We start from the raw sequence: 15,980 nt of genomic DNA on the forward strand, positions 1-15,980 counted from the left end.
TGCCATTTTTTGATCTGAACTTAGGTTATTTGTACGTAGAAGCGCGAGAATAGAGTCTCTATCACCAGAGGACATTCGAGTGAAAAACGGAACACAATTACGGATCAAAGGCAAAGTTCAAGGGGTTGGATTCCGACCTTACGTCTGGCAGCTTGCTCATCAATATGCCTTGAATGGCGATGTCTGTAATGATGGCGAAGGTGTTCTGGTGCGCCTGTTAAATACCGCTGATATCGATTTATTTACCCAACTTTTATATCAACATTGTCCACCGCTTGCCCATATTGAATCAGTGCAAGCCCAACCTTTTGAATGGGATGAAATTCCTGAAAAATTCACTATTCGTCACAGTGGGGCAGGGCGGATGGATACCCAAGTGATCCCTGATGCCGCAACCTGTAAGGCGTGTCGTGACGAATTATTTGACTCGACAAACCGCCGTTACCATTACCCATTTGTGAACTGTACGCATTGTGGACCTCGTTTTACGATTATTCGCCAAATGCCCTATGACCGCCCGAATACCTCTATGGCGGCATTTCCGTTGTGCCCTGAATGTCAAAAAGAGTATGAAAACCCTGCGGATCGTCGATTTCATGCTCAACCCAATGCATGTGCAACCTGTGGTCCTGATATTCAGTTATGTGACAAAAATGGCAATATATTAGCCACTCATCACCAAGCGCTAGAGCAAACTGCAAGCCACTTGCTCAATGGAAAAATCGTTGCAATCAAAGGGCTTGGTGGATTTCATCTGGCTTGTGATGCAACCCATACTCACGTGGTTGAGCGATTACGTCAGCGTAAGCACCGCCCAAGTAAACCTTTAGCGGTCATGGTTCCATCCATTGACTGGCTAAAAGAACAAGGCGTTACGTTAACTGAAGGGCTATGTGCTTTACTTGAAAGTGCTGCGGCGCCGATAGTGTTGATTCATAAATGGGAAAATAGCGTACTAAGTGAAAATATTGCGCCACATCTGCGAGAAATAGGCATCATGTTGCCGTCAAATCCATTGCAACATTTATTGATGGAACAGGTGAATAAACCGTTAGTCATGACGTCGGGAAATGCATCCGGTAAACCGCCAGTATTAACGGCACAAGCTGCTTTCCTTGATTTGGCAAACATCGCGGATCTGTGGTTGACTCATAACCGAGATATTGTTCAGCGAGCTGATGATTCCTTAGTGCGTTATCACGGAGTTCAGGCCGAAATGCTGCGTCGCGCACGCGGCTATGTGCCGGATGCCGTCGATTTACCTGCGGGATTTGAACATTCTCCTTCTATCTTGGCATTGGGTGCAGACTTAAAAAATACCTTTTGTCTGCTCAGAGATAAAAGCGCGGTTCTTAGTCAGCATTTAGGTGATTTGGACGATGTCGATATTTACCAACAATATCAGCAATCTATTTTACTTTTTGAATCCATCTACCGATTTAAACCAGAGTACATCGTGGGGGATATGCACCCTAATTACGTCAGCCACCGTTATGGCAAGGTGTTGAGTGAGCAGCTCCATATCCCGATGATTCAGGTGCAGCACCATCATGCTCATATTGCAGCCGCGATGATTGAACATGGTATTCCATTAGGCGATGAGAAAGTCATTGGTTTAGCGCTAGATGGATTGGGATTTGGTGATGATAATCGGTTATGGGGTGGTGAATGTTTACTGGTCGATTATCACTCTAGCTTACACCTTGGTGGGTTACCGCCAGTTGCCATGCCTGGCGGGGATTTAGCGTCTCGTCAGCCATGGCGAAATTTATTAGCTCATTTAGAAAAGTATCTACCTGATTGGCAAACTCAGCCCATTGCTTCAGTGCTAGCGCCTTTCCCTTATCCCGTATTACAAAAAGCGATTCTTCGAGGATTAAATAGTCCTACCGCCTCATCGGCAGGGAGGTTATTTGATGCTGTTGGAGCGGCGTTAGGAATTTGCCCGGAACAAACCAGCTGGGAGGGGGAGGCGGCTTGTCAACTCGAAGCCCTTGCATTAGAAAGTCGGATTCAACAGCATCCTGTCACGATGCCGCTGGTGGGGAATCAATTGGACTTACAGACTTTTTGGCGTGAATGGCTTGCGTATCATGCCCCAAGAGCAGAGCGTGCTCATGCTTTTCACCAAGCACTCGCTCAAGGATTTGCTGATTTGGCTATTCAACAAGCGAAGTTGCATTGTATTCAAAAAGTGGTGTTGTCTGGTGGTGTGTTCCATAACCAATTATTACGTCATTTATTAATCGAAAAATTACAGCCACTTGAGGTGCTCCATGCTCGTCAATTACCGATGGGGGATGGAGGATTAGCATTAGGACAAGTTGCGATAGCAGCGGCAATATTGAAAAAAAATAACTGAGAATAATAGTCAGATATTATTCAAGTTTATGAGATTTATATTAAGAAATAAATTTTACTTTATTTATTTTTGATATTAATTCTTATTTCATTTAATTGATATTAATTCTTATTTATTTTTGTGGCAAAAGGAAATGGTCGAATTTAGAAGGTGCTCGGAATTCGTTTAATTAATGCCTCTTTGAAATGATTCTATTTTAACATCATGAAATAGCGATGATTTGTTATTTTAATTAACATTTTAACGCCCATTTTTTTAAAGAAATTGAGACGAATATGAAAAGTTAAATAATCTTTTAACTCGACGCTGAATCGATTTTTCTATCATAAATTTAAAAAAGACCAAATTTCTTATTGGCTCTTGATGAAGATCAAGTGATTAAAAAGCGGTAGGAATAGGATCTCATTCATATTTACACACCAGGTAATGCCTAATAAGAAAGTTGCTTATTCGGTGTAATTGTTGAAGCGACCTTGAATACAAATAATACCTAAAACTCTATGCATATTTTTAATATGTGACGGATTTTATTTATTTTTTGGAACCGACGGTTGTAAAGAGAAATAGCCTAATAAATAGGCTCTAAGCCACTCATAATAGGAAATAGAAATGGCAGGAGATAACACTATTCATTCTCCCCATGGCATTAATCGCCGTGACTTTATGAAGTTATGTACAGCGCTTGCTGCGACAATGGGGTTAAGTGGAAAAGCCGCTGCTCAAATGGCAGATGCGGTTAGTGATCCAGAACGTCCGCCAGTCATTTGGATTGGTGCCCAAGAGTGTACAGGGTGTACAGAATCACTGTTGTGTGCAACTCACCCAACACTCGAAAACCTAATTCTCGATACCATTTCTCTCGAATACCACGAAGTCTTGTCTGCCGCATTCGGTGAACAAGTTGAAGAAAATAAACACAATGCGATTGAAAAATATAAAGGCAGATATGTTTTAGTCGTTGATGGCTCGATTCCACTCAAAGATGACGGTATTTACTGCATGGTTGCAGGTAAACCTATCGTTGAACATATTCGTCTGGCTGCTGAAGGTGCCGCGGCAATTATTGCTATCGGCTCTTGTGCATCTTGGGGGGGAGTTGCTGCTGCGGGGAGTAATCCTACCGGCGCGGTTGGTCTGAGCGAAGTCCTTAAAGACAAAACCATCATTAATATTCCTGGCTGCCCACCGAATCCACATAACTTCTTGGCGACTGTGGCGCATATCATCACCTTTAATCGCCCACCAGCATTGGATAGCAAAAATCGTCCAATGTTCGCATACGGTCGATTAATTCATGAACACTGTGAACGCCGTCCACACTTTGATGCGGGGCGCTTCGCAAAAGAGTTCGGTGATGCTGGTCACCGTGAAGGTTGGTGTTTATACCATTTGGGTTGTAAAGGACCGGAAACATACGGTAACTGTTCAACCTTACAATTTTGCGATGTCGGGGGTGTTTGGCCTGTCGCAATCGGTCACCCGTGCTACGGCTGTAATGAAGAAAACGTGGGTTTTCACAAAGGTATTCATCAATTAGCCAATGTGGAAAACCAAACACCACGTTCTGAAAAGCCAGATTTGAATAACAAAGAAGGTGGACAGGTTTCGGCAACCGCAGTGGGATTAATCGGTGGTGTAGTCGGTCTTGTAGCGGGTGTCAGTGTGATGGCTGTGCGTGAGTTAGGGCGCCAAAAGCGTCACAATGATAGCAACTCACGGGGAGAATAACCGTGGATAGACGAAATTTCCTTAAGCTCTCAGCTGGGGGAGCGTTGCTGGCAAGCACCACTTCACCAAGCTTGGCGGGAGCGGAAAATAGACCGCCAATTCCAAACGCATTAGGTATGTTGTATGACTCGACGCTGTGTGTCGGTTGTCAGGCGTGTGTGACCAAATGTCAGGATATCAATCATCCTGAACGCAATCCGGTGGGACCACAAACATGGTCAAACAATGACAAACTCACGCCCTATACCAACAATGTCATCCAAGTATGGAGTGAGGGAACCGGTTTACATAAAGATCAGGAAAAAGACGGTTACGCTTACATTAAAAAGCAATGTATGCACTGTGTGGATCCGAACTGTGTGTCTGTTTGCCCAGTATCTGCATTAACCAAAGATCCGAAAACAGGCATCGTCCATTACGATCCCGATATCTGTACAGGTTGCCGTTATTGCATGGTGGGTTGTCCATTTAACATCCCTAAATATGCTTATGATGACAAATTTGGGGCGATCCATAAATGCGAACTGTGTAACCAAAAAGGTGTAGAACGCCTAGATAAAGGTGGCTTACCGGGTTGTGTTGAAGTGTGCCCAACGGGTGCGGTGATCTTCGGGACTCGTGAAGAGCTCCTCGCCGAAGCGAAAAAACGTTTATCGCTGAAAGTGGGCGAAGAGTATGGATTCCCTCGCCAAACCGTTCATCACAATGACCCGAACGTGATGCCAGCTCCGAAATACCAGCAGCATATTTACGGTGAATTGGAAGGCGGTGGTACTCAGGTCATGGTGCTTTCTGGTGTGCCATATCAAAACCTTGGACTGCCAGAGTTAGATGAACTGGCAACCGGTGCGCGTTCTGAAAATGTTCAGCACACCTTGTACAAAGGTATGGTTCTGCCTCTCGCTGCATTAGCGGGGCTCAGTTTCTTAGTGTATCGCAATACCAAGAAGCAGGATCATCATGATTCTCATGACGACAAATCCCATGACGAGCAATCTCATGACGATCAGTCTCATAAGAACTCGGTTCATAAGGATAAGGGAGACGACTCTAATGGCGACGCATGATAAAGAACAGCCGCTAGGCGGGCGTTTAGTCAGTTGGCCAGTGATTGTCTTCGGACCCTTTGTCATCCTGTGCCTGATCTTGATTGTAAAACGTTTAGTGTTCGGTTTGGGGTCAGTTTCTGACCTGAACGGTGGGTTCCCATGGGGGATCTGGATTGCTTTCGACTTACTGATTGGTACCGGTTTTGCCTGTGGTGGATGGGCATTAGCGTGGGCGGTATACGTATTTAACCGTGGTGAATATCACCCATTGGTACGTCCTGCGCTACTTGCTAGCTTATTTGGTTACTCCCTCGGGGGATTATCCATCACCATCGACGTGGGTCGTTACTGGAACCTGCCTTACTTCTATATTCCAGGGTACTTTAATACCAACTCCGTGCTGTTTGAAACTGCGGTGTGTATGACTATCTACATCGGTGTGATGGCACTGGAATTTGCACCTGCAATTTGTGAGCGCTTCAATTGGAAAGTGTCATTAAAACGCTTGAATAAAGTGATGTTTTTCATCATTGCCTTGGGAGCATTGCTACCCATGATGCACCAATCATCGATGGGTTCGCTCATGATTGCGGCGGGGCACAAGGTGCACCCTATCTGGCAAAGCTATGAAATGTTGCCGCTATTATCGCTATTGACGGCCTTTATTATGGGCTTCTCGATTGTGATTTTTGAAGGCTCATTACTTCAGTCTGCGCTAAAAGGGCAAGGGGCAGATGAACGACCACTGTTTGTTAAGCTAACCAATATCCTTCAAGTGTTCTTAGTGCTGTTTTTGGTTTGCCGCTTCGGTGAACTGATTTACCGCGGCAAAATGCACTATGTAATGGCGTTAGATTTCTACGCCATGATGTTCTGGATTGAGACTGCGTTAATGGTCATCCCGTTGATCATTTTCCGCATGCCATCTTTACGTACTGACTCAAGATGGTTGTATCTCAGTGGATTAAGCATGTTGCTAGGTTCTGCGCTGTGGCGTATGAGCTATTCACTGATTGCGTTCAATCCTGGCGGTGGATATGACTATTTCCCAACCGCAGAAGAGATCTTAATTTCTATTGGTTTTGTGGCCATTGAGGTGTGTGCATACATCTTGCTAGTTCGCCTATTACCAATTATTCCAGCGTTAAAAAAATCTAATTCAAGTCCTTCTCAGGCCCGAGGTAAAGCATGAGCCAACGTATAACAATCGACCCGGTAACTCGTATCGAAGGTCACTTACGCATTGATTGCGAAATCGAAGATGGAAAAGTCACAAAAGCGTGGGCATCCGGCACCATGTGGCGTGGTATGGAAGAAATCGTTAAAGGGAAAGATGCTCGTGATGCGTGGATGATCATGCAGCGTATTTGTGGGGTATGTACGACGGTTCACGGAATTATTTCTGTCCGTACAATTGAAAGCGCACTTAATCTTGAAGTGCCTGTGAACGCGCAATATATCCGTAATATGATTTTGGCGGCACATACCATCCAAGACCATATTGTGCATTTCTATCAACTGTCTGCGCTAGATTGGGTCGATATTACCTCCGCATTAAATGCAGACCCGACGAAAGCGGCAAATATGCTGAAAGGGGTCTCTACATGGTCGTTAAATAGCCCGGAAGAGTTCACCCGCGTTCAGAACAAAATTAAAGATTTAGTGGCAAGTGGTCAGCTAGGTATTTTTGCTAATGGTTATTGGGGTCACCCAGCGATGAAACTGTCGCCTGAAGTGAACTTAATTGCTGTGGCTCACTACCTGCAAGCGCTGGAATGCCAACGTGATGCCAACCGTATTGTTGCGTTACTTGGTGGTAAAACGCCACACATTCAAAACCTTGCAGTAGGTGGTGTTGCTAACCCTATTAACCTTGATGGTTTAGGTGTGCTTAACCTTGAACGCTTAATGTATGTGAAATCCTTTATTGATCGTTTAGGGGATTTCATTGAGCAAGTGTACAAAATTGATGCGGCGGTGATTGCTTCAGGTTATCCAGAATGGTTGGAAATGGGTAAAGGTGCGAAGCACTATATGTGCGTGCCTGAAATGCCAATGGATAACAAAAATGGCAGTTTCTTGCTACCGGGTGGTTATTTGGAAAATGGGGATTTCAGTACTTATCGCCCAATTACTAGCCATACGGATGAATACCTGATTAACGGTATCAAAGAAAGCAGTAAACACGCATGGTACAAAGATAATGAGCCTCAAGCACCTTGGGAAGGTACCACAATTCCTGACTACACTGGCTGGGATGATGACGGTAAATATTCTTGGGTTAAGGCTCCAACTTTCTACGATAAAACCGTCGAAGTGGGACCATTAGCTGACTTGCTGTGTAAATTAGCCGCGAAACATGAGCCAACTGAAAAACACTTTAATGATGTTGTCGGTCTGTATCAAACCTTAACAGGTAATACGATCACCAAAGATCAGCTCGAATCAACACTCGGACGCATTATCGGTCGTACTGTTCGTTGCTGTGTGCTAAATGAGACCTTGTCTATTCAATGGCAAGCACTGGTAGATAATATTGCTAAAGGCGACCACACAACCTTTATCAAGCCAAATTTCCCACAAGATACCGTGATTAAAGGGGTCGGTTTTGGTGAAGTTCCTCGTGGTCTGTTATCTCACTGGGTGGTTGTGAAAGACGGTAAAATCGAAAACTATCAAGCTGTTGTACCATCAACTTGGAACTCTGGTCCGCGTAATTTCAATGATGAACCGGGTCCATATGAACAAGCGTTGGTAGGCACAACCGTTGCCGATCCATCCAAACCATTAGAAGTGGTCAGAACTATCCACTCCTTCGACCCATGCATGTCATGTGCTGTGCATATCGTTGATACCGAAGGCTCTGAAGTCACTAAGGTGAAGGTGCTCTAATGCGTATATTAGTCTTAGGTGTTGGTAATATTCTGTTGAGTGATGAAGGTATTGGGGTGCGAATTGTTGAAGCGCTCGAAGATCGTTATCACTTACCTGAATGTGTTGAGGTATTAGATGGCGGTACAGCGGGCATGGAGCTCATTGGCGCCATGGCAGACCGTGACCATCTGATTATTGCGGATGTCGTGCTGTCGAGTCAGCAGCCTGGCAGCATTTTGATACTACGCGATGCGGAAGTGCCCGCGTTGTTTACCCGTAAAATCTCCCCCCATCAGTTAGGGCTTTCCGATGTGCTATCGGCACTGCATCTAACCGATGAGTTTCCGAAGCGGTTGACGCTAGTGGGGATTGTACCTGAATCCTTAGAACCTCATATCGGTTTAACGGCAACAGGGCAAGCTGCGTTAGAGCCTGCGCTGCAAAAAGTGATTGAAGTTCTGCGCAGTGAAGGGTTAGAGATTACTGAAAAAGAAGCGTGTCTCCATGCCTAATGAATCCATGCCAAAAGAGATCCAAGGTTACTCACAAAACCCACAGCCTTTAGTTCAGGCTGCTTTTGAACGAGTTGCTGAGCAGTCGATGCATGATTTGTCTTTTTTGCATCCGACGATGGGTATCTATGCCAGTTCATTCTCGTTGTTTGAAAACCAGTGGGTTGGGGCGGTGATCACGCCTTGGATGTTGAGTGCGATTATTCTTCCGGGTCCTGACCAGTATTGGGAGTACCGTACTGTCGGTGAGAAGCTAGGTTTGATCCTCCCTTATGGTGAAATGACTTACACCGTAGGGGAGCTGGAAGGGCTAACGCAATATTTAGCGTGTTCTTTAATGTCACCATTAGACAGAAAGCTGACTGCAATACAGGGTCAGCATCTGACGGATGATTGTGCTCGGATGTTGCTCTCTTTACCTGTGACGGACCCTAATGTCCCTAAATCACCGGAGCGTCGCGCAGTCTTCGCTCGTTATTTGGGAGACCAATAATGCATGAAGTCTCTTTGTGCCAAAGTGCTGTTGAGATTATTGAGCAGCAAGCAAGACAGCATCAGGTCAAGAAGGTGACAGGCGTTTGGTTGGAAATTGGTGCACTCTCTTGTATTGAAGAGAGTGCATTGCGTTTTTGTTTTGATATCGCGTGCCGCGGTACCGTGGCACACGGTAGTCAGTTACATATCCTCTATCGTCCTGCTCAAGCATGGTGTTGGGATTGTAGTGAAAGTGTTGATGTCCACACTCACGATGCCGCTTGTCCTAAATGCCACGGTTTTAACCTCAAAGTTGAAAACGGTGACAGTCTGCGAATCAAAGAATTAGAAATCGAATAGATTTTTGATCTAAGAATCTTTTGTGTGATTTAGATAGGAAATTGTGAATTGACCTTGCGGTGAATCAACCTATTTTTTTGATGTTGCACTAAGCTAACTTCATCACTCACTTATGGAGTAATCATTATGTGTAGTACTTGCGGCTGTGCTTCGGGAGAGCGCAGAATTGAAGGTGATGAACACGAACATCACCATGATCATGAACATCATCATCCACATTCTCATGATCATCACCACCATGACCACCATTCGCATCAGCATGATGATCATCATCACGAACATGACCATCATCACCATGAGCATGACCACGATCATGCGGCGCAACACAGTGGCAAAACGGTGATTATCCATCACCATTATTATCATCAAGGTGATGTGAATCATTACTATCAATCAGAACCCGAAACTTGCGGCGTGAAGATTGAAAAACATAAGCATAAACATAAGCATAAACATGAGCACGAGCACCCGCATGCTCATGAACATAGTCATGAAACAGAATCTTCTTTTGCCCCCGCAGGTGACCACCATGACCTAGACTATGGTCAAGGTGAAGCGGGAACCCATGCGCCGGGCATCAGCCAAAAACGCATGTTACAAATTGAGATGGATGTTTTGGATAAAAACAACCATCTAGCTGAGCATAATCGCGAAGATTTTGCAGCGAAAAATATTCTCGCGTTGAATCTGGTTTCTAGCCCAGGTTCCGGTAAAACCACTTTACTGACGGAAACGCTTTTACGCTTACGTGACAAACTCAACTGTGCAGTGATTGAAGGCGATCAGCAAACCACGAACGATGCTCAGCGTATTCGTGAAACGGGCGTCCCCGCGATTCAGGTGAACACTGGTAAAGGTTGTCACTTAGATGCACAAATGGTGCATGATGCAGTAGACCGTTTAGGCTTAGATGACAATAGCTTACTGTTCATCGAAAACGTGGGTAATTTAGTTTGCCCTGCGAGCTTTGATCTCGGTGAGCGCCATAAAGTTGCGGTATTGTCTGTCACTGAAGGTGAAGACAAACCATTGAAATACCCACATATGTTTGCCGCATCAGACATTATGATCCTGAACAAAATCGATTTATTACCGTATCTGCATTTTGATGTTGAAGCGTGTATCGCTAATGCAAAACGAGTGAATCCGAATATCCAAGTGATCAAAGTTTCTGCCACCAGTGGTGAAGGAATGGAAGCTTGGCTTGCGTGGCTGGAGACTCAGCTATGTGCTTAGGAATACCGGGTAAAATCGTCGCGGTGGGCGAAGATGTCCACCAATTGGCGCAAGTTGATGTTTGTGGCGTAAAACGCGATGTCAATATTGGGTTGATTTGCGAAGGTGACACCGCGGATTTATTAGGTCAATGGGTCTTAGTGCACGTTGGCTTCGCGATGAGCGTGATTAACGAAGAAGAAGCTCAAGCTACCCTTGATGCACTAATGGCGATGAGCCAATTAGATCATGAAGTGGGTGATTTTACTGGGTTAAATTCGGGAGCAACAGATGCAGTACGTCGATGAGTTTCGCGACCCTGCCTTGGCAAAAGCATTATTGGCGCATATCCGCAAGCGCATTGCGGATATCCCAAGAGCCAAGCAGCGCCCATTGCAGCTAATGGAAGTGTGTGGTGGACACACCCATGCGATTTTCAAGTTTGGTATTGACCAGCTTCTTCCTCCTGAAATTGAATTTGTACATGGACCCGGTTGCCCTGTCTGTGTGTTACCAATGGGACGAATTGATGGCTGCATTGAAATTGCAGAACGTCCAGAGGTCATTTTTTGTACTTATGGTGATGCCATGCGAGTGCCGGGCAAAAATGGTTCACTGCTTGATGCCAAACGCCGTGGTGCAGATGTGCGGATCGTCTATTCGCCATTAGATGCATTAAATCTTGCTCAGCAAAATCCTGAGCGTGAAGTCGTATTCTTTGGGTTGGGTTTTGAAACCACCATGCCAAGTACTGCGCTAACATTGCAGCAAGCGCGCTTGCGCCAAGTGAAAAATTTTTCCGTATTTTGCCAACATATCACCATTATCCCAACGCTTCGTAGCTTACTTGAACAGCCTGATGTGCGAATAGATGGTTTCCTTGCGCCGGGGCACGTCAGCATGGTGATAGGGTCTCATCCTTACCAATTTATTACTCAAGAATTCCATAAACCGTTAGTTGTAACGGGCTTTGAACCTCTCGATATTTTGCAATCTCTTGCCATGCTGGTGGATCAAATTGCAGAGGGGCGTTGTGAGGTAGAAAATCAATACAAACGTATTGTGGCGGATGAAGGCAATCGACTGGCTTTGAAAGCCTTAGATGAGGTTTTTGAGTTGAAAGCCTCCAGCGAATGGCGTGGACTAGGCGAAATTGCTGGTTCTGGTGTTCAATTAACGCCTGATTATCAAATATTCGATGCTGAGCTGCGTTTTAATATTCAGCCTCATCAAGTGTCGGATGACCCTCAAGCGCGTTGTGGTGACGTGCTAACGGGGCGCTGTAAACCGAATGAATGCCCACTGTTTGGGCAACGTTGTACACCACAAACTGCATTTGGCGCACTGATGGTCTCTTCTGAAGGTGCCTGCGCTGCGTATTACCAATATCGTCGGGAGGCGTAAAATGAGCTCAGATACTAAAAATGTGGTCACTATGGCTCATGGTAGCGGTGGTTTAGCGATGCAGCAGCTGATTGAAGAGCTGTTTTTACAGGCGTTCGCTAACCAAGCACTCGATGAACGTGAAGATCAAGCTCGTCTCTCTCTTGCCGAAATGACCGCGTTAGGTGACCGCTTAGCGTTTAGTACCGATAGTTATGTGATTGACCCCGTCTTTTTCCCCGGTGGCAATATTGGGAAACTTGCGGTGTGTGGCACTGTGAATGATGTTGCCGTCAGTGGTGCTGTACCCAAATACCTCTCTTGCGGTTTTATTTTAGAAGAAGGTTTACCTCTCTCAGAATTGCAAATCATCGTTGAGTCGATGGCTGCAACCGCTAAAGCGGCAGGTGTACAGATCGTGACTGGAGATACCAAAGTCGTACAGCGCGGCGCAGCAGATAAAATTTTTATCAATACCGCAGGCATTGGGGTGATACCCACAGAAATACACTGGGGTGCACAGCAAATTGAAGTGGGCGACAAAGTGATTGTCAGCGGAACGTTGGGAGACCACGGAGCAACCATTCTGAATTTGCGTGAACAGTTAGGTTTGGAAGGTCAACTCAGTAGTGATTGTGCGGTTTTGACACCCATTATTGAACCGCTACGTCATATTGATGGCGTACGTGCATTACGTGATGCAACCCGTGGTGGTGTGAATGCGATTTTGCATGAATTTGCCGAAGCGAGTGGCTGTGGTATTTCCATCAATGAAGATGATTTACCTGTCTCTTCAGCGGTTCGTGGTGTGTGTGAATTATTAGGTTTAGAACCACTTAATTTTGCAAATGAGGGCAAGTTGGTGATTGTGGTGAAACCTGAGGCTGAACAGCAAGTTTTAGCCGCGTTACATCAACACCCATTGGGTATTCATGCAAAAACTATTGGCAGTGTGACTGAAAACAAGCAGGTCAAGCTAGTCGGCATTTTCGGTGCTTCTCGCCTGCTAGACTTGCCACATAGTGAGCCATTACCTCGAATTTGTTAGTTGTTGGTATCCTAAAGCCATACCCAAAAATAAGAATCACTGATTAGAGGGATATATGATTAAAAAATTAGCGGTTGCCATGTGCCTAATGGGATTGACTCTCCAAGCACAAGCGGCTGAGCCCGCATCCTCGGCACACACTTTACGACTCGCCATTGGCGCAGAACCCACAGAAGGTTTTGATCCAATGTTGGGTTGGAGTCATGGTAGTTATCTGCTCCTGCATAGCCCGCTCTTGAAACAAAAGGCAGATCTGTCTTGGCACAGTTATATGCTGGAAAATTACCAGCATAATGCGGATGGTAAAGAGTGGACGCTAACGTTGAAAAAAGATCTGAAATTTTCAGATGGCTCACCGTTAACTGCAAAAGACGTCGTATTTAGCTACAACAATGCTGCCGCGAGCGGCGGTAAAGTGGATATGGGGAACTTTGCTAAAGCGGAAGAGATTGATCCGCTAACGGTTAAAATCACGTTGTCCTCCCCGCAAAGTACCTTTATCAATGTGCTCGGTTCGTTGGGGATCGTCTCTGCGGATAAATATGATGCGAAAACGTATGCACATAATCCGATTGGGGCAGGTCCGTACCGTTTAGTGGCGTTTCAACCTGGTCAGCAGCTGATTGTTGAGCAAAACCCGTACTATGCAGGACCTAAAAACGACTACAACAAAATGGTGTTTGTGTTCCTTGACGAAGATGCTGCATTTGCGGCGGCACAAAGCGCACAGTTAGAAGTTGTTCGCATTCCTCCTGCTGTGGCGAGCCATGCGGGTGATGTACCCAACATGAAATTGATTGAACGCTACAGTGTAGAAAACCGGGGTATCTCATTCCCAATTCCACCTGCGGGTGAAAAAGACGCACAAGGCAACCCTATTGGTAACGATATCACTTCCGATGTGGCTATCCGTAAAGCGATTAACTACGCGTTAGACCGCAAATTATTAGCAGAATCTGTTCTTGAAGGATTTGCTGTTCCTGCCTATACCGGTGTCGCTGGGTTACCTTGGAATAACCCTAAATCGTCATTCAAAGATGGGGATTTAGATAAAGCGAAAGCCATTTTGGAAGAAGCGGGCTGGAAGCTGAATAAAGATGGTTTGAGAGAGAAGAATGGCAAAGTGGCTAAATTGACCCTCTGGTACGCTAGCGGTGACACCACTCGCCGTGATTTAGCGCAAGCCATTCGCTCAAGCTTAAAACCGCTCGGTATTGAAATGGATTTAAAATCAGGAAGCTGGGAAACTGTTGAGCGACATATGCATGCCAACCCAACGCTATTTGGTTGGGGGAGTTTAGATCCAATGGAACTGGTGCATAACTACAGCAGCAAAGCGGCAGGTGTCGGCTTCTATAACGCGGGCTACTATAAAAACCCTGCGGTGGATGAAATCATCGAAGCGGCTTTACGCCAGCCAGACCAAGATGCAGCGATCCCATTATGGCAACAAGTGGATTGGAATGGCAAAGTCGGCGTTGGTATCCAAGGGGATGCTGCATGGGCTTGGCTTATGAATGTTCAGCATATTTACTTATCAAATCAATGTGTGGATTTAGGTAAAAGTGCTCCCGAAATTCACGGCTCTTGGTCTGTGTTGAACAATGTTGATGAGTGGAAGTGGACCTGTCAGTAATGCGAACAACCTTTGGGCTTTTATTGCGATTTATCTGCCTGTTAACGGTAACTGCCGTGGGGATCTTTATCCTACTGAGTTACTCGCCGATTGATCCAATCAAAGCCTATATTGGTAACGATCTGATGCATGTGCCTCCAGAGCAATACCCGCTGATCGCGGCGCGCTGGGGGCTAGATCAACCGTTATGGATGCAGTTCTGGCGTTGGTTTTCTCAAATGCTACAAGGGGATTTGGGGTATTCGATGCTATACAATACTCCGGTTCTCCAAGTCATTTCTGATCGTATTGTTCCGTCACTGGCACTACTGGGAAGCGCATGGGTTTTTTCCGGTGTTGTTGGATTTGGACTTGGGTTGGTGGCGGGACGTTACTTGAATCGCTGGCCCGATAAACTTATTTCTACATTTTGTTATTTACTTGCCTCCATTCCGGTCTTTTGGGTCGGTTTATTACTGCTTTCCTTATTTGCTGTCACCTTAAAATGGGCGCCGATCTGTTGTGCATGGCCAATTGGTCTGGACGAACAAACGGCGACGTTCTCACAAAAAATTCATCACTTAATTTTACCGGTGATTGCCTTAGGGATGTTGGGGGTAGGAACGATAGCTCTACACACCCGTTCGAAGGTGGTAGAAGTGATGAACAGTGAGTTTATCCATTATGCACAAGCTCAAGGGGATAAAGGGTGGTCGATGATGAGGTTTCATGTGCTCAAACATGCGATAACACCCGCAATTTGTTTGCAGTTTGCCTCTGTGGGGGAGCTATTTAGCGGTGCGTTATTAGCGGAAAAAGTGTTTGCATATCCAGGGCTAGGGCAAGCGACAATTGATGCTGGGTTACGCGGCGACGTGCCATTGTTAATGGGAATTGTGATGCTTTGTGCAGTACTGATTTTCATCAGCAATACCCTAGCAGATTTGTTATTGAAACGGGTAAATAAAGGAGTGATAAGAGAATCATGACTTATAACCCGAATCGAGCTTTGATCACACTGATCCTGTCATTAAGTTGCCTAATTTTATTGGGTGGCTACGCGTTTTGGCTGCTCTCCTCTGATATTGAAATAAGCCTACTCGATAGGCGACAGGCCCCTTCATTACTGCATTTATTTGGCACAGATAATTTGGGGCGTGATCTTTTTGAACGCACATTTCAAGGGCTTGCTACCAGTTTACAAATTGGCTTAACCGCCTCGATTACCAGTGGAATTATCGCCTTAGTCATGGCGGGATTATCTTCACTGAATAAAAGTATGGATTATATGGTTCGCGGCGTGATTGATGCGCTGCTTGCTTTGCCTCATCTACTGTTATTGGTGTTGATCTGCTTTACG

At 45.5% G+C, this 15,980-nt stretch carries 14 protein-coding genes and 1 pseudogene; all 15 read left to right on the top strand.

Translation table 11 applies throughout. From position 1 onward, the window contains the following. Positions 1-79: 79 nt before the first annotated feature. Positions 80-2,362 carry a carbamoyltransferase HypF gene (gene hypF, locus PSF16_RS03240; protein ID WP_272688757.1) on the top strand — a complete coding sequence of 761 codons (2,283 nt, stop codon included), beginning with the start codon at positions 80-82 and terminating at the stop codon, positions 2,360-2,362. Positions 2,363-2,971: 609 nt separating this feature from the next. Then, a complete protein-coding gene (gene hybO / locus PSF16_RS03245) occupies positions 2,972-4,090 on the top strand; it encodes a hydrogenase 2 small subunit (RefSeq protein ID WP_006659159.1) in 1,119 nt (372 codons plus the stop codon). A gap of 2 nt (positions 4,091-4,092) precedes the next feature. Then, positions 4,093-5,157 carry a hydrogenase 2 operon protein HybA gene (hybA, locus tag PSF16_RS03250; RefSeq protein ID WP_006659160.1) on the top strand — a complete coding sequence of 355 codons (1,065 nt, stop codon included), beginning with the start codon at positions 4,093-4,095 and terminating at the stop codon, positions 5,155-5,157. After that, on the top strand, positions 5,144-6,331 hold the full coding sequence (gene hybB, locus PSF16_RS03255) for a Ni/Fe-hydrogenase cytochrome b subunit (protein ID WP_006659161.1): 1,188 nt from the start codon (positions 5,144-5,146) through the stop codon (positions 6,329-6,331). Before hybA ends, hybB begins: the two co-directional genes overlap by 14 nt. Then, entirely contained in the window at positions 6,328-8,031 is a 1,704-nt protein-coding gene (gene hybC, locus PSF16_RS03260) for a hydrogenase 2 large subunit (RefSeq protein WP_006659162.1), read from the top strand. Before hybB ends, hybC begins: the two co-directional genes overlap by 4 nt. Continuing rightward, entirely contained in the window at positions 8,031-8,525 is a 495-nt protein-coding gene (locus PSF16_RS03265) for a HyaD/HybD family hydrogenase maturation endopeptidase (protein WP_272688758.1), read from the top strand. Before hybC ends, PSF16_RS03265 begins: the two co-directional genes overlap by 1 nt. A 7-nt stretch (positions 8,526-8,532) precedes the next feature. Next, on the top strand, positions 8,533-9,018 hold the full coding sequence (gene hybE, locus PSF16_RS03270) for a hydrogenase-2 assembly chaperone (protein ID WP_006662938.1): 486 nt from the start codon (positions 8,533-8,535) through the stop codon (positions 9,016-9,018). Next, positions 9,018-9,359 carry a hydrogenase maturation nickel metallochaperone HypA gene (gene hypA, locus PSF16_RS03275; protein WP_006659165.1) on the top strand — a complete coding sequence of 114 codons (342 nt, stop codon included), beginning with the start codon at positions 9,018-9,020 and terminating at the stop codon, positions 9,357-9,359. Before hybE ends, hypA begins: the two co-directional genes overlap by 1 nt. A gap of 126 nt (positions 9,360-9,485) precedes the next feature. Next, a complete protein-coding gene (gene hypB / locus PSF16_RS03280; RefSeq protein WP_006662939.1) occupies positions 9,486-10,595 on the top strand; it encodes a hydrogenase nickel incorporation protein HypB in 1,110 nt (369 codons plus the stop codon). Then, positions 10,586-10,882 (top strand): hydrogenase maturation factor HybG, encoded by a 297-nt coding sequence (gene hybG, locus PSF16_RS03285; RefSeq protein ID WP_006659168.1) that lies wholly within the window; start codon positions 10,586-10,588, stop codon positions 10,880-10,882. The genes hypB and hybG overlap by 10 nt, the downstream gene beginning before the upstream one ends. Further along, on the top strand, positions 10,866-11,978 hold the full coding sequence (gene hypD, locus PSF16_RS03290) for a hydrogenase formation protein HypD (RefSeq protein ID WP_006662940.1): 1,113 nt from the start codon (positions 10,866-10,868) through the stop codon (positions 11,976-11,978). The genes hybG and hypD overlap by 17 nt, the downstream gene beginning before the upstream one ends. Position 11,979: 1 nt before the next feature. Beyond that, complete coding sequence (gene hypE / locus PSF16_RS03295) at positions 11,980-13,005, top strand: hydrogenase expression/formation protein HypE (protein ID WP_071524965.1); 1,026 nt, start codon at positions 11,980-11,982, stop codon at positions 13,003-13,005. A gap of 79 nt (positions 13,006-13,084) precedes the next feature. Continuing rightward, positions 13,085-14,641, top strand: a complete 1,557-nt coding sequence (locus tag PSF16_RS03300) for an ABC transporter substrate-binding protein (protein WP_392397806.1) — start codon at positions 13,085-13,087, stop codon at positions 14,639-14,641. Then, a complete protein-coding gene (locus tag PSF16_RS03305) occupies positions 14,641-15,609 on the top strand; it encodes an ABC transporter permease (protein WP_006659172.1) in 969 nt (322 codons plus the stop codon). The genes PSF16_RS03300 and PSF16_RS03305 overlap by 1 nt, the downstream gene beginning before the upstream one ends. Next, a pseudogene (locus tag PSF16_RS03310) lies at positions 15,606-15,980 on the top strand (ABC transporter permease); the annotation flags it as partial. The gene PSF16_RS03305 and the pseudogene PSF16_RS03310, both read left to right, overlap by 4 nt.

Origin of the sequence: Providencia sp. PROV033 (assembly GCF_028484855.1) — a bacterium.
Taxonomy (GTDB): Bacteria; Pseudomonadota; Gammaproteobacteria; order Enterobacterales; family Enterobacteriaceae; genus Providencia; species Providencia alcalifaciens.

Excerpts from the sequence above, each read along its gene's own strand:
- hybC (WP_006659162.1), top strand. The coding sequence starts at position 6,328 with ATGAGCCAACGTATAACAATCGACCCGGTAACTCGTATCGAAGGTCAC.
- hypE (WP_071524965.1), top strand. The coding sequence starts at position 11,980 with ATGAGCTCAGATACTAAAAATGTGGTCACTATGGCTCATGGTAGCGGT.
- hypD (WP_006662940.1), top strand. The coding sequence starts at position 10,866 with ATGCAGTACGTCGATGAGTTTCGCGACCCTGCCTTGGCAAAAGCATTA.
- hypA (WP_006659165.1), top strand. The coding sequence starts at position 9,018 with ATGCATGAAGTCTCTTTGTGCCAAAGTGCTGTTGAGATTATTGAGCAG.
- PSF16_RS03265 (WP_272688758.1), top strand. The coding sequence starts at position 8,031 with ATGCGTATATTAGTCTTAGGTGTTGGTAATATTCTGTTGAGTGATGAA.
- hybB (WP_006659161.1), top strand. The coding sequence starts at position 5,144 with ATGGCGACGCATGATAAAGAACAGCCGCTAGGCGGGCGTTTAGTCAGT.
- hybE (WP_006662938.1), top strand. The coding sequence starts at position 8,533 with ATGCCAAAAGAGATCCAAGGTTACTCACAAAACCCACAGCCTTTAGTT.
- PSF16_RS03300 (WP_392397806.1), top strand. The coding sequence starts at position 13,085 with ATGTGCCTAATGGGATTGACTCTCCAAGCACAAGCGGCTGAGCCCGCA.
- hypB (WP_006662939.1), top strand. The coding sequence starts at position 9,486 with ATGTGTAGTACTTGCGGCTGTGCTTCGGGAGAGCGCAGAATTGAAGGT.
- hybO (WP_006659159.1), top strand. The coding sequence starts at position 2,972 with ATGGCAGGAGATAACACTATTCATTCTCCCCATGGCATTAATCGCCGT.
- hybG (WP_006659168.1), top strand. The coding sequence starts at position 10,586 with ATGTGCTTAGGAATACCGGGTAAAATCGTCGCGGTGGGCGAAGATGTC.
- PSF16_RS03305 (WP_006659172.1), top strand. The coding sequence starts at position 14,641 with ATGCGAACAACCTTTGGGCTTTTATTGCGATTTATCTGCCTGTTAACG.